16 protein-coding genes and 1 pseudogene are annotated in these 13128 nt (G+C 71.5%); 11 read left to right on the top strand and 6 right to left on the bottom strand.

Annotated features, from left to right (window positions below; all coding sequences use genetic code 11):
- Both ABD323_RS34970 and ABD323_RS34975 read left to right on the top strand, forming a co-directional pair.
- On the top strand, window positions 1–418 hold a 418-nt coding region (locus ABD323_RS34970), incomplete at its 5' end, for a CbiX/SirB N-terminal domain-containing protein (protein WP_344446108.1).
- A 212-nt stretch (window positions 419–630) separates the two neighbouring features.
- Entirely contained in the window at window positions 631–2502 is a 1872-nt protein-coding gene (locus ABD323_RS34975) for a trypsin-like serine protease (RefSeq protein WP_344446109.1), read from the top strand.
- A 75-nt stretch (window positions 2503–2577) separates the two neighbouring features.
- Here ABD323_RS34975 and ABD323_RS34980 read toward each other — a convergent pair whose 3' ends face one another.
- Genes ABD323_RS34980 through ABD323_RS34990 form a run of 3 tightly spaced genes read right to left on the bottom strand, consistent with a single transcriptional unit; the run spans window position 2578 to window position 3328 of the window.
- A complete protein-coding gene (locus ABD323_RS34980) occupies window positions 2578–2790 on the bottom strand; it encodes a hypothetical protein (RefSeq protein WP_344446110.1) in 213 nt (70 codons plus the stop codon).
- A complete protein-coding gene (locus ABD323_RS34985) occupies window positions 2787–3068 on the bottom strand; it encodes a hypothetical protein (RefSeq protein ID WP_344446111.1) in 282 nt (93 codons plus the stop codon). The genes ABD323_RS34980 and ABD323_RS34985 overlap by 4 nt, the downstream gene beginning before the upstream one ends.
- Entirely contained in the window at window positions 3065–3328 is a 264-nt protein-coding gene (locus ABD323_RS34990) for a hypothetical protein (RefSeq protein WP_344446112.1), read from the bottom strand. Before ABD323_RS34990 ends, ABD323_RS34985 begins: the two co-directional genes overlap by 4 nt.
- A 156-nt stretch (window positions 3329–3484) precedes the next feature.
- Between ABD323_RS34990 and ABD323_RS34995 the strand changes: the two genes are divergently transcribed.
- The 3 genes from ABD323_RS34995 (at window position 3485) to ABD323_RS35005 (ending at window position 4879) form a co-directional block, all read left to right on the top strand.
- A complete protein-coding gene (locus tag ABD323_RS34995) occupies window positions 3485–4315 on the top strand; it encodes a helix-turn-helix domain-containing protein (RefSeq protein WP_344446113.1) in 831 nt (276 codons plus the stop codon).
- Window positions 4312–4524: a DUF397 domain-containing protein gene (locus ABD323_RS35000; RefSeq protein WP_344446114.1), complete on the top strand. Its 213-nt coding sequence runs from the start codon at window positions 4312–4314 to the stop codon at window positions 4522–4524. Before ABD323_RS34995 ends, ABD323_RS35000 begins: the two co-directional genes overlap by 4 nt.
- Window positions 4525–4666: 142 nt before the next feature.
- Window positions 4667–4879 (top strand): DUF397 domain-containing protein, encoded by a 213-nt coding sequence (locus tag ABD323_RS35005; RefSeq protein ID WP_344446115.1) that lies wholly within the window; start codon window positions 4667–4669, stop codon window positions 4877–4879.
- Window positions 4880–4915: 36 nt separating this feature from the next.
- Here ABD323_RS35005 and ABD323_RS35010 read toward each other — a convergent pair.
- Together ABD323_RS35010 and ABD323_RS35015 are read right to left on the bottom strand one after the other, a co-directional pair.
- Window positions 4916–5005 (bottom strand): annotated as a pseudogene (locus ABD323_RS35010) (IS5/IS1182 family transposase); the annotation flags it as partial.
- A gap of 116 nt (window positions 5006–5121) precedes the next feature.
- Window positions 5122–5949, bottom strand: a complete 828-nt coding sequence (locus ABD323_RS35015) for an MBL fold metallo-hydrolase (protein WP_344446116.1) — start codon at window positions 5947–5949, stop codon at window positions 5122–5124.
- A gap of 136 nt (window positions 5950–6085) precedes the next feature.
- On the opposite strand from ABD323_RS35015, the gene ABD323_RS35020 reads away from it, so the two are divergent.
- A complete protein-coding gene (locus ABD323_RS35020; RefSeq protein WP_344446117.1) occupies window positions 6086–6688 on the top strand; it encodes a TetR family transcriptional regulator C-terminal domain-containing protein in 603 nt (200 codons plus the stop codon).
- A 309-nt stretch (window positions 6689–6997) separates the two neighbouring features.
- On the opposite strand, the gene ABD323_RS35025 is transcribed toward ABD323_RS35020, so the two are convergent.
- Window positions 6998–7546, bottom strand: coding sequence for a TetR/AcrR family transcriptional regulator (locus ABD323_RS35025; protein WP_344446118.1), 549 nt, complete (start codon window positions 7544–7546; stop codon window positions 6998–7000).
- 95 nt (window positions 7547–7641) lie between these two features.
- Between ABD323_RS35025 and ABD323_RS35030 the strand changes: the two genes are divergently transcribed.
- The 5 genes from ABD323_RS35030 to ABD323_RS35050 form a co-directional block, all read left to right on the top strand.
- Entirely contained in the window at window positions 7642–8163 is a 522-nt protein-coding gene (locus ABD323_RS35030; RefSeq protein ID WP_344446119.1) for a carboxymuconolactone decarboxylase family protein, read from the top strand.
- A complete protein-coding gene (locus tag ABD323_RS35035; protein ID WP_344446120.1) occupies window positions 8160–8360 on the top strand; it encodes a hypothetical protein in 201 nt (66 codons plus the stop codon). The genes ABD323_RS35030 and ABD323_RS35035 overlap by 4 nt, the downstream gene beginning before the upstream one ends.
- A gap of 386 nt (window positions 8361–8746) precedes the next feature.
- Window positions 8747–9313 (top strand): isochorismatase family protein, encoded by a 567-nt coding sequence (locus ABD323_RS35040; RefSeq protein WP_344446121.1) that lies wholly within the window; start codon window positions 8747–8749, stop codon window positions 9311–9313.
- Window positions 9314–9631: 318 nt separating this feature from the next.
- Window positions 9632–11701, top strand: coding sequence for a trypsin-like serine protease (locus tag ABD323_RS35045; protein ID WP_344446122.1), 2070 nt, complete (start codon window positions 9632–9634; stop codon window positions 11699–11701).
- Between the two features lie 666 nt (window positions 11702–12367).
- Window positions 12368–13128 (top strand): ALF repeat-containing protein (locus tag ABD323_RS35050; protein WP_344446123.1); only part of this gene is annotated, 761 nt, incomplete at its 3' end.

The following is a 13128-nucleotide window of genomic DNA, read 5'->3' on the forward strand; positions in this document are numbered from 1 at the left end:
GCGGGGGCCCCCCCCCCCCCCCCCGCCCCCCCCGAACGCCGCCACCCGGGCGCTGGCCGCCGACTGGCAGCGCCGGCGCGGCTGGGGTGCCGTCGAGGTCGCCTACGCCTCGGCCGGCGGCCCCCGGGTGCCCGACGCCGCGGCCGCGCTGCGCGCCCGCGGCCTGCGCCGCACCGAGGTGGCCCCCTACCTGCTCGCCCCCGGCCTGCTGCCCGACCCGATCGCGGCGGCCGCCGTGGGGGCCGGCGCCGACCTGCTGGCCCCGGTCCTGGGCGCCGCCCCCGAGATCGCCGAGCTGGTGCTGACCCGCTTCGAGGCGGCGGCCGCCGGCGGGAACGGCCTGCGCGGCGGCCCGCTCAGCAGCCCGGGGACCGCGGCCCGGTCGCCCGGTCCGCGCCGAGCGGCCCGCGCCGCCTGAGCCCGTCGGCGAGCGAATTCGGGGTTCCGGTCCACCTTTTCGACACGCCGCGTTCGGACGCTCCCCGACCTCCCGTCACCAGGGCTCTGACCTCGCGTCACATGACGTTGACGTACACGGACGAAATCCCATATCGTCCGCGAGGTTTCATTTCTCTGCTGCCCGGGGGGGCTCTGCCGTCTCCTCGGCGCGCCCTGACCCAGGAGACACCCGTGCACGTTCCCCGCAGATTGGCCTGGCCGCTGGTAGCGGCCCTGGCGATCCCGGTGGTGGCCAGTTGGTCGACGCCCGCGACGGCGACTGCCGCCGAGGCGGCGCAGCCGACCGTCGTGGAGGACTTCAGCTACCCGGGAGCGGCACAGGTCCTCGCCGACCGCGGCATCACCCTGAAGTCGGGGGACGGACACATCGTGCTCGCCGACTGCGCGTCAGGGGGCAACCTGCTGCAGCTGTTCAGCCGGTCCGCGACGCCCAGCGAGGTCTGCTTCCAGATCACCGGCCAGACCGGGTACCTGTCGCTGGAGATCCCGCAGATCTACAACATCAAGGGCGACGACCACACGGTCAAGGCCACCCTGAACACCGAGGGCACGGTCACCAGCCTCGACGTCGCCAAGAACGCCTGGAACCCGGTCGGCGAAGGCAGTTCCACCGGCGCCACCACGCTGCTGGAGCTCACCGCCACCGACGGCCCGGCCGTCACGCCCCCGGCCCCCGCCTACCCGGCCGTCGGCACCGTCACGATCGGCCAGCCCGGTCACCCCGGCTCCCGGTCCTGCACCGGCACCCTCGTCGACACCCAGTGGGTGCTCTCGGCGGCCAGCTGCTTCGCCGACAACCCGGCCGACCTCTCCACCGTGCCCACGGGCGCGCCGCGGACCAAGTCCACCGTCACCCTGGGCGGCCAGACGGTGAGCCTGGTCGGCCTCACGCCCCGCAGCGACCGCGACCTGGTCCTCGCCCGCCTGGGCTCGCCCGTCTTCGACGTCACGCCGGTGCCGGTGGCCAGCACGGCCCCGACCCAGGGCGAGACCCTGAAGGTCGCCGGGTTCGGCCGCACCAGGACCGAGTGGATCCCGAGCGCCCAGCACGCGGGCACCTTCGGCGTCGACACCGTCAACGCCACCACCCTCGCCGTCAGCGGCCAGAGCCCGGCGGGGATCGCGGTCTGCGCCGGCGACGCCGGTGCCCCGGCCCTGCGCGAGAGCGCCGGCCGCACGGAGCTGGCCGCCGTCAGCAGCACCTCCTGGCAGAACGGCTGCCTCGCCAGCGCCGAGACCCGCACCGGCGCCACCGAGGCCCGCATCGACGACCTGGGCCAGTGGGTCAAGAACACGGTGTCGGTCGACAGCGCGATGCTGGCTCCCGGCGCCCGGCTCAACGCCGGCCAGTCCCTGGCCGGGCGTGACCTGGTGCTGACCATGCAGCCGAACGGCAACCTCACCGTCACCCACCGCACCGCCCCCAACGGCGTCATCTGGTCCAGCGGGACGGCGGGCAACAACGGCGCGTACGCCATCATGCAGACCGACGGCAACCTCGTCGTCTACAAGGCCGGCGGCGGCTCGTCCAGTGGCGGCGCGCTCTGGGCCAGCAGCACCTACTTCAACAACGGCGCCTACCTGAGGGTGCAGGACGACGGCAACATCGTCGTCTACAAGAAGAACGGCGGCCCGGCCGTCGGGAACGCGCTCTGGTCGACCGGCACCGTGCGCGTCAACCCGACCATCGCGTCGGGCCAGCCGGTCTGGACCGGGCAGTGGACCGACGAGAAGTCGACCGTCCTGATCATGCAGCAGGACGGCAACCTCGTCCTCTACCGCAAGAGCGACGGCGCCGCCCTGTGGAACTCCAGGACCGCCGGTAACAACGGTGCCTGGCTGGCGATGCAGGGCGACGGCAACGCGGTCGTCTACAAGGCCGGTGGCAGCTCCACGAACGGCGGCGCGGTCTGGGCCAGCGGCACCTTCGGCAACGCCGGCGCCTACCTGAAGCTGCAGGACGACGGCAACCTCGTCGTCTACAAGGCCAACGGCGGCCAGGGGATCGGCAACGCGATCTGGAGCACCAGCACCTTCGCCTGACGTCCTGAGCCCGCACCGCTCCGCCCCGGCCGCCGTCCTGGCGACCGGGGCGGAGCACGTCCGGGGCGGGCGCGCTCAGAGGCCCGGGGCCGCTCCCCTCCTGATCACCTCCGCGAGCCGCTCGGCGTCCTCGGCACGCAGCCGGCCGAGCGAGACCAGCGGGGCGCCGGAGGCGAACGAGGCCACGTCGACGCCCAGGCTGGGGAAGGTGATGCCCGCCGTGGCCAGGGCGGCGCGCAGGGCCTGCTCGGCGCGGACCGCCGGGAGGTCGTCGGGGTTCCAGGTCATGACGCGCACTCGCTCTCGCCGGCAGGGGTGTCGTTCAGCAGGTCACTCGAAGGGCCGATGTGGCAGCGACGGCAGCCGCAGGCGGGCCAGTTGGTGGTCAACGGCAGGGCCGCGCCGGGCTCGTTGGGGAAGTACGCGGGATGCCTGAGGTCGATCCGCTCACCGCGGGCGGTGATCCGGTACGTCCGCAGGGTCATCCCGTGGATGCCGTGGATGCCGTCGATGCCGTCGATGCCTTGGGTGTCACCGCTGTCACAGCTGCCGCTGGGGTCGCTCATGCGGCGTGCTCCGTTCTGGTCGTGCGTCCGGGAGTGGGTCGGGTCGGCCCGCCGCGACGGCCGAGTACCAGCAGGGCCCGGCCGCCGACGAACCCGTGCGCGTGCTCGGCCGGCACCAGCAGCCCGTACCGCCCGCAGGCCGGGCACGCCCAGCCGTTGATCTCGGCGGGCCGGGCCGGCTCGTCCAGCCAGCCGGTGACGGCGGCGCAGTCGGCGCCCGGGCAGCGCGGAGGCACGAGTGGATCTTGACGGTCAGTCATGAAGCTTTCCCTGTTTGATACTTGGTCCAGTCCAAAGCGGAGCGTAACTCCTTGACGCCTTTCTGTAGCGTTCCGCCTCCAAGCATCGTCTTCCGCTCCTACGATCTGAAGTACCTGGATCTCGCAGGTATCAAAGGCTCAAGTTGGGGAGCGCCCGTGAACGAATCCGAGCTGGACCCGTCCGCCTCTCCGTTGGCCGCCTTCGGCACCCAACTGCGCAGGTCCCGCAAGGCGCAGGGGCTGTCGCAGGTGGGGCTGGGCGCGCTGCTCTTCTGCACCGGGTCGTACGTCTCGTACCTCGAAAGAGCGAAGGAAGTCCCGAGCATCAAGTTCGTCCGGCGCCTTGATGAGGTACTGGAGACCGGCGGCACCCTTGAGCTGATGTGGTGGCAACTGCGGCACACCGCCTTGCTGGAGGGATTCCCGGAGTACGCGGCCCAGGAGGCGCGGGCGGCGGAGATCCGGTTGTTCGAGGTGGGCATCATCCCGGGCCTGCTCCAGACCTCGGCCTACGCAGCGGCCCTTGCCTCAGCAGCCGTGCGGCGTGGCAGCATCACCCAGGATCAGGCGGACGAGCGACTGAAGTTCCTCGCCGCCCGGCAGCGCCTCCTGGACCAGGATCCCCCGCCGCTCATCCACGCGGTGCTCGACGAGAGTTGCATCCGTCGCCCGGTGGGCGGCAGGTCGGTGATGAGCAGTCAGTTCAAGTATCTGGAAGAGCTGGCGGAGCGGCCGAACGTGATCCTCCAGGTGGCGCCCTACAGCCTGGGCGAACAGGCACCGTTCACAATGCCCGTGACCTTGGCGACACTGCCGGACCGGTCGGTCCTCGCCTACTCGGAGTCCCAGCAACGAGGTCTCCTGGAGCGCGGATTCGAGACGGTCCGAGCCTGGGAGAAGGACTACCATCGGCTGCAGGTTGAAGCGCTGCCCAAGGCTGCATCCCTGGCAATGATCCGCAAGGCACGAGAGGAACTACACCGATGACCAACCGCGTGGACCTGTCCGGCGCTTCCTGGTTCAAGTCCTCCCACAGCAACAACGGCGGCCAGTGCGTCGAGGTCTCCCCCGACTTCGCGGCCATGGTCCCGGTTCGCGACTCCAAGGACCCCCACGGCCCCGCCCTGGTCTTCCCCGCCACCGCCTTCGCCGCCTTCGTCAGTGGCGTCAAGTCCGGTGCGTTCGGCACGGTCTGACACCACGCCACACTCGGCAGCCCCGCCCGCCCCCGCCCGGGGATCGGCGGGGCTTTCGCGTCACCGGGCCCCCTCCCGGGCAGGCACCCAGCGGGCTACGCTCGACGGGACCGAACCCGAGCCCCGCACGGAAGGGATCCCCATGGACAACCACTTAGACCTGTCCGGTGCCTCCTGGTTCAAGTCCTCCCACAGCGACAACGGGGGCCAGTGCGTCGAGGTCTCCCCCGACTTCGCCACCGTGGTCCCCGTCCGCGACTCCAAGGACCCCCACGGCCCCGCCCTCGTCTTCCCCTCCACCGCCTTCACCGCCTTCGTCACCGCCGTCAAGGCCGGTGCTTTCGTCACGGCCTGACACCACACCACACTCGACAGTCCCGCCCGCCCCCGCCCGGGGCCAGCGGCGGGGCCGGCCCCGCAGACCGCGGATCGGTGGGACCGCTTCCAGGAGCGGTATGAGCTGGGTGACGTCATGGCGGTTCCCCTTGGAAGGCCCGGATGTGCGAGCCGTCCACGGCGCAGTCGTCCAGCTCCAGCAGGTCCGCGCGTCGCAGTGCGGTCAGTAGGGGCGCAGTCCACCCCATCCCGAAGTGATCATCAGTTGACCGCTGTCCTGTCGTTCCGGGCGTCGCCTTTGCCGGCGGGCAGGTCGAGGGTGTCACCGGGGTCGAGCACCCGACTGACCACGCCGAGTCTGTCGCACGCGGCGGTGAACGCCCCTGACGGGTCGTCGACCTGCTCGTACACGCCGGGGGCGTGCAGGGTGTCGTAGTGGATCGGCACCGCGATCCGGGCGCCCAGCAGGTGGGCTGCCGCAGCCGCCTGTGCGGGGTCGAGGTCCACGGGGAAGGGGCTCGCGGGGTGCAGGTGCGGGAAGGTGCACATGGCTCCGTTGACCGGCAGGAAGGCCGCGTCGAAGGGGCCCGAACGCTGGGCTATCTGCCACCAGTGCCCATGGAAGAGAGTGTCGCCGCAGTGGAGGATCCGACGATCGTCCGCCTCCACGACCCAGGACACCTGCGGTGCGCCGAGCCCGTCGACCGCGGGAACGGCGGTCGCGGTGAACGGCCCCGCACTGACGCTCTGCCAGGGCTCCACGATCATCGCCGGGAGCCTGTGCTCGGCCAGGCCGGCCTCGGCGACTGCGGTGTCCAGGGTCTCACGCGCCGTGCCCTCCGCGGGTGCCGGGCGCAACAGGATCCCGTCCGGGGTGAGCGCCGCGGCGAGAGCGACCGCGTCCGTGTGATCTTCATGCAGGTGGGTCACCAGGGCCAGGTCGACCGGTCCTGTCGGCGGCAGGAGTTCGGTGCGGGGTGGCCCGATGAGCCGGGCCAGTTCGGGCATCGCGGCGACCGCGTCGATGACGGCGCGTGCTCCGGCCGCCTCGATCTCGATTCCCGCCCAACCCAGTCGCCGTATCCGCATCCTGTCGCCTCCTGCTCGTGCCGGTGGTCGGCGTGCGCCGCGGGCGGCAGTTGCCGGCGGCGTCCGATTCGGCGCCGAATTTAGCAAACGATCGTTCGTATGTCATTAGCGCACGAGCGTTTGTTAAAGTTCGGGCATGCCTCGACGCTCAGCCGCAGAAGCCCGCGACACCCGGGCGAGGATCCTCGATCGCGCCGTGGCGATCGCCGCCCGCGACGGCCTGGAGGGGGTCACCATCGGGCGCCTCGCCGACGACCTGGAGATGAGCAAGGCCGGCGTGTACGGGCACTTCGGCTCCAAGGAGGCACTGCAACTGGCCACCTTCGACGCCGCCGTCGAACAGTTCCGGCAGCTGGTTCCCGCCAGGGTGCCCCGAACCGCGACGGGCCTCGAACGGCTGCGGCACCTGTGCGGCGCCTGGATCGACTACCTCGAGCACGGCGGAATCGCCGAGGGCGGCTGCTTTCTCACCGCAGCGGCCACGGAGTTCGACGGCCGCCCCGGCCCGGTCCACGATGCCGTCGCACAGGCCGCCGGCCGCTGGCTGGCCTACCTCGAGCACCTCGCCGCGGCGGCGGTCGAGACGGGGGACCTGCCGCCCGACACCGACCCGGCCCAGATCGCCTTCGAGCTCAACGGCATCGCCATGTCCGCCAACCAGGCCATCCAGCTCCAACGCGACGATGCCGCACCCCAACGCGCTCGCCGCGCCATGCACCGCGCCACTGGCGGGCGTTGAGGCCTTTCCAGCCTGGCTCGATACACCGCCGCCGCCAACCGCCCCGCGGGCTCCGAGGCAGGATCCAGGAGCCTCAGGATCTCCTCCGGGGCGGCATGCACCAAGAACTCGGGATCCGCCAACCGCCCGCCTCCTGCGGCGGACACCGACGGGACACCGGCAGCGTAGAGATCACCGGACATGCCCCGCACCCACCACATCCCACCCACACGCCACCCCCAACCGCCGCTCCCCACGACGCGATCGAGGCGCCCGATCGCGCGACGTCACGTACGACACCACCCGCGAGCAAGGGACTCGGGCGGCCGGTCACGCACCTCCGTTCAGCATGACCTCCGCGATCGCGCGAGCCTCCTGGGCCGGGGCCGTGGCGCGTTCCCGTAGCGCCGTGACGATCGCCCCGTCCATCAGCAGAACGAACCGGCGCGCGAGAGACACGGCATCGTCGTGACCGCTCCTGTCGAGCAGACCCGCGACGTATGCCGTGACACGTTCCTTGTGCTCGGCGGCGACTCGGTAGGTGGCACTGCCCAGGTCGGCAGTCTCGGCCATCGTGTTGATGAAGGCACAGCCACGGAAGTCCGCACGAGCGAAACGCTCGCCCAGTGCGTCGAAGACGTTCAGGGGCCCGCCGCCGAGAGCGTCCACCCGCTCGGCCAGCCAGGCGCGCCAGGCCTGGTCGCGCCGCTGCAGCACGGCCACAGCAAGGTCCTCCTTGCCGGCGAAGTGCCGATAGAAGGAGGCCCGGCCGACTCCGGACTCGACCAGGATGCGCTCGACTCCGACGGCGCGGATGCCCTCGGCATAGAAGAGTTCCTCAGCGGCATCGAGAAGGCGATCGCGTGCGTGGGTGGCCATGAGCCCCAGGATAGCCCGCTATTGACGAAATACGGAACCGATCAGTACCGTCTCGACCCAGAAGACGGAACCGATCGGTACCATCTGGAGGACCCGTGCCACGCCTACCCCAGCTCGCCCAAGAGCCCTCGGGACTGCTCGACCAGACCCGCCGCCAACTCGGCCGGCTGCCCAACCTGTATGCGGCGCTCGCCAACAGCCCCGCCGCCCTCGCCGGATACCTGGCCCTGCACGATCACCTCAGTCGCGGCGCACTGCCCGGTCGGGTCCGCGAGCAGCTCGCGCTGCTGGTTGCGCAGGAGAACCACTGCACCTACTGCGTCAGCGCCCACACACTGCGAGGCCGGAAGCTGGGCCTGACGGACGAGGAGCTGAGCCGGACACGCGCGGCCGCCGACGACACCGACCCGCACGCCCACGCGGTGCTCGCGCTCGCCCGCGACATCATGCACACCCGAGGCCGGATCGAGGACACGGCACTGGCCGACGCCCGCCAGGCCGGGGTGAACGACGCCGAACTGGCCGAGATCGTTGCCCACATCGCTCTCAACACACTGTCCAACTACTTCAACCACCTTGCCCAGCCCGACCTGGACTTCCCGGAGGTGTCCGCGTGAACCACCAATGGCGCAAAGGCTCGATAGAGCTCGTGCCCGGCTACTTCCTCATCGACGCCGAGAACCGTCCCACCGACCGCGCCGAGGACATCGACTTCACGGTCGAGGGCGGCTTCGTCCACGTCCGACTCCATGGCGTACCGCACGACCAGTTGGTCTCGGCGCCGGCCGTGCGCCTGATCACCTGCAAGTCCTGACCTCTGAGCACCCAACAGATGGCGCCGCCTCGGAAACGGGCATCTTCCAAGGCGGCGCCGTGTTCGCGTCGATGAGGGCGGTCGCACTCGGAAAGGCCAGGTGGCGGATGGCTGAGGCCCGGCCGCGCTGAGCCGGAACGCCGACGGCGAGGAGCGTGGCGACTCCTCGGACCCGACCACCCCGGCACCCTCGGCACCCGGAGCCACCTCGCCCGGTGGCTTCAGAAGGCCGGGGACGTGGACCCGGCGGCGCCGAGCCTCTGACCCTGCGTCACCTCCCCTCCTGCGACGACACACCCGCACCCGCCACGCCAAATCGACGTGAGCGGTGTCGGTTCCGCGGCATACGATCGCCGGGACCGCATCCGCACGTGCTCGGAGGCCTGATGACCACGCTCGCCAACCGCCCCAACAGCGCCCTGCTCGTCATCGACGTCCAGGTCAAGGTCGTGGCCGACGCCCACGACCGGGACGCCGTCGTCGCCCACATCGCCGCCGCGGTGGAGAAGGCGCGCGCGGCCGGTGTCCCGGTCGTCTGGATCCAGCACAACGACGACAACATGCCCAAGGAGAGCGAGGGCTGGGAGTACGTCCCCGAGCTGGTCCGGGCCGAGTCCGAGAGCCTGGTGCACAAGTCCTACGGCGACTCCTTCGAGGCGACCGAGCTGGAGTCGGTGCTCGCCGCCGGCGGCGTCGGCCGGCTCGTCGTCGCGGGGGCGGCGACCGACCAGTGCATCCGCTCGACCCTGCACGGAGCGCTCACCCGCGGCTATGACGTGACGCTGGTCGGCGACGCGCACACCACCTCGGACCTCTCCAAGTACGGGGCGCCGCCGCCCGACCAGGTGATCGCCCACACCAACCTCTACTGGCAGTACCAGACCGCGCCCGGCCGCACCGGAGGCACCGTCAGCACCGCCGACCTCGACTTCACCGCGCCCGAACCCGCCTGACGCCCCACCAGTCCCACCAGTCTCACCAGCCCCACCAGCACCAGCCGGCCCCGGCTCGTCCCCCGCCCCCGGGTCGGGGGACGGGCCGGGCCGCACGCCGTCCCCCCCGGACCGAGAGCGAACGCACCGTCACTACGGAGGCACCGGTTCCGGGCCCGTGCCCCAGGCCGACGACCCGTCGGAACCCCGTCGCCACCAGGGGCCGAACCCCATTTGACGCGCACCAGCGGCGACCGTTACGGTCCGTGAGGTTTCAAGCCAGCTGACTCGGGGGACGTTGGCGTCTCCCCGGGCGTGCCTTTTTACGGGGAGTCGTTCGTGCAGGTAAGCAGAAAGCTCGCGTGGCCGATGGCCGCGGCCCTGTCAGCCACCGTGATAGCCGGCTGGTCGGCGACCGTGCCGGCCACCGCCGCCGAGACCGCCGGCGTCTCCGCCGTGGAGAACTTCAGCTACCCGGGGGCGGCGAAGATCCTCGCCGACCGCGGCATCACGCTGAAGGCGGGCGACGGGCACATCGTGCTCGCCGACTGCGCCTCGGGCACCGGCCTGGTGCAGCTGTTCAGCCGGTCCGCGACGCCCAGCGAGGTCTGTTTCCAGATCACCGGTCCGACGGGGTACCTGTCGCTGGAGATCCCGCAGATCTACAACATCAAGGGTGACGACCACGCGATCAAGGCCACGCTGAACACCGCGGGCACGGTCACCAGCATCGACCTCCCGAAGAACACCTGGACCCCGGTCGGCGAGGGCAACGCCAACGACGCGACCACCCTGGTGGAGCTCAACGCCACCGGCGGACCGGCCGCGTCGGCCGGGAGCAACCCCACCCCCGCGGTCGGCACGATCACCGTCGGCCAGGCCGGTCACCCAGGTGCCCGGGGCTGCACCGCCACCTTGGTCGCCCCGCAGTGGGTGCTCTCGTCGGCGACCTGCTTCGCCGACAACCCGGCCGACCTCACCGGCTTCTACCCGCTCACCCACGGCGCGCCGAAGGTCGCGACCACGGCCACCATCGGCAGCCACACCGTCGCCGTCGCCGAGCTCGTCGCCCGCGGCGACCGTGACCTCGCGCTGGCCCGGCTGGCCCAGCCCATCACCGACGTGACCCCGCTCGCGGTGTCCACCACCGCGCCCACCGCCGGTGAGAGCCTGCAGCTCACCGGCTTCGGCCGGACCCGGACCGACTGGGTGCCGAGCAGCCCGCACAGCGCCACCTTCACCACCGGCACGGTCAGCCCCACCAGCGTCACCCTCGCCCCGAGCGCCCCCGCCGACGCCACCGTCTGCCAGGGCGACGCGGGCGCACCCGCGCTGCGTGCCAAGAACGGCGGCTTCGAGCTCGCCGCCGTCACCAGCCAGGCGGGCGAGGCCGGTTGCCTCGACGCGACCGACACCGCCACCGGCGCCACCGAGACCCGCGCCGACGACCTCGCCTCCTGGATCCAGTACGAGCGCACCACGGAGCCCGGCTGGAAGACGGCCGTCCTGGTCAACGGCGACAACAGCCTCTACCGTTCGGTGGGCCTCGGCGACGGCACCGTGACGGCCTTCGGCAACGTGGAGACCTCCGCGGGCAGCATCGGCGGGGTCAGCTCCTTCGCCGCGGCCGGCATCAACGGTGACACCCACATCGTCGCGATCGGCGGCGACGGCCACCTGCACCACACCATCGTTCACCAGCCGACCAACGGTGCGGGCATGATGTCCGGATTCGGCGACGTCAACGCCGCGGCCGGCGCGCTCAGCAACATCACCCAGGTGGCCGCCGTCTCGATCGGCACCGACCTGCACGTGGTGGCCGTCGCCGGCGGGCGGATCTACCACACCATCCGGCACGACGACGGGACCTGGACCAAGTTCGGCGACGTGGAGAGCGGCGGCGGTACGGGCAACCTGCCCACCATCACCTCGGTCGCGCTCGCGAGCACCAGCGGGGGCCAGCTCCAGATCGCCGTCGTGGCGAGCGGCAAGGTCTACCACACCATCCGTCAGGCCAGCGGGGTCTGGGGCACCTGGGGCGACGTGGCCCAGGCCGCCGGCGCCACCGGCCCGGTCACCTCGGTCGCCCTGGCCGGCTCGGGCGGCGACGCCCAGATGGTGGTCATCACCGACAACGGCGCCCACCAGTACCACACCATCCGCTACGCCAACGGGACTTGGGCGGGCTTCGGCGACCTGGCCGGCGTCTGGGGCCACCTCACCGCCACCTCGGTCAGCGGCACCGTCATCGGCGGCGAGCTGCAGCTCTCCGTCGCCACCGGCGACAACCGCGTGCTGAACGTCGTGCGCCACACCGACAGGACCTGGTCGGCCGGCACGCCCACCGACCTCTCGGCCGTCAGCGGCACCCACAACAAGCTCGCCGTCACGGCCACCTACAACGGCTGACCGCCTGACACCGTCTGACAGCGCTCGACCGCACACCGCCGGGCCCCTCCCCCACCGGGAGGGGCCCGGCCGCGTTCGGCGCCGTCCACGGGACCGGCCGCCGCGCCCGGAGTCCGCGCCCGCTGGATCCACCCGGAAAAATCCGCATTCGCCAGCACCCGTACCGCCAGGCCCCGTTGCCCGCCGCTCCGGAACATGACCGCAGGTCAGGGCCCCTCCCGGCGTTCGGGTACCTCCTTTGACGACAAAGGACCCCGCCCGGTACCTTCACATGGAATTTTCTTTACCGGCTCGGGGGGGCGCTGGTATCTCCCGGGCTCCGCTCCCTTTTCCTTCGCTGCCGGAGTCCCTGTACGTACGGTTCGTTGGCCATCCTGGTCGTTCAGTGCCGCGTCGACACCACCCTTGACGGCTGGTTCGACTCCGCACGAGGTGACGGCTCCGAGGTCAGCGCGGCCGACGCCGTGACGGACTCCTCCAGGCAGCGGACTCGGTGGTGCGGCACGTCGTGCCGCACCACGTTCTTGTGAGCGATTTCCAGGCCGTCGGCAACGGGGTTAGGCGGCTGGAGGCGGCACTTCGGTGCCCGAATTCACGATGGGATTGCACGTTTCGATGAGGATGTCCTCGACATCACGAACCCGGTCGCGCTTCGCGGTCGGGCTCGTGGCAAGCGGCCTGCTGGCCGGGCTGTTGGCGATACCGGCGGCGGCGGACGACGCCACGCCGGCGACCGGGCCGAACGCGGACCGGGTGAAGGTGGTGGCCGCCTGGCAGGCCGGTGGTCCGGCCGTGCGCCAGGCCGCGGAGAGCGCGCTGACCGGCTCCCCCGCCGACCTGACCGCGTTCCTCACCAGCGGCCAGGTCACCGCCGCCGACCAGGACCTGCGGGGGCAGATCGAGCAGCTGATCGCCTCCTCGGGTCCCGGGGTGCGCGCGGCCGGCACCGCCGCCCTCGCCGGCTCCGCCGCCGACCTGCAGAAGTTCCTCACCACGGACGGCAAGAAGGCCTACGAGGACGACCAGCGCGTCAAGCTCTCGCAGATCATGTGGGCCGGTGGGCCCGGGGTGAAGGCCGCCGCCGCCAAGGCGATGGACGGCACCCTCGACGACGTCAACCAGTTCCTGACCGCAGGTCAGTTCAAGGCCCGCGACGACGACGACCGCGTCCACCTCTCCCAGCTGATGGCCACCGGCGGCCCGGAGGTGAAGGCGGCCGCCAACACCGCGCTGAGCGGCTCGATGGACGACGTCCAGCAGTTCCTGCAGTACGGCTACCAGACCGCCGCGGCCCACGACCAGGAGACCCTGACCGTCTCGCAGCTGGCCGACCTCACCAAGACCGCCTCCGCCCAGGCCGGGCAGCAGGCCCAGACCGCCAAGGACGCGGCCGGCAAGGCCGTCGACGCCACCCTGCTGGCCAAGCA

The organism is Kitasatospora nipponensis (genome assembly GCF_039528135.1).
Taxonomy (GTDB): Bacteria; Actinomycetota; Actinomycetes; order Streptomycetales; family Streptomycetaceae; genus Kitasatospora; species Kitasatospora nipponensis.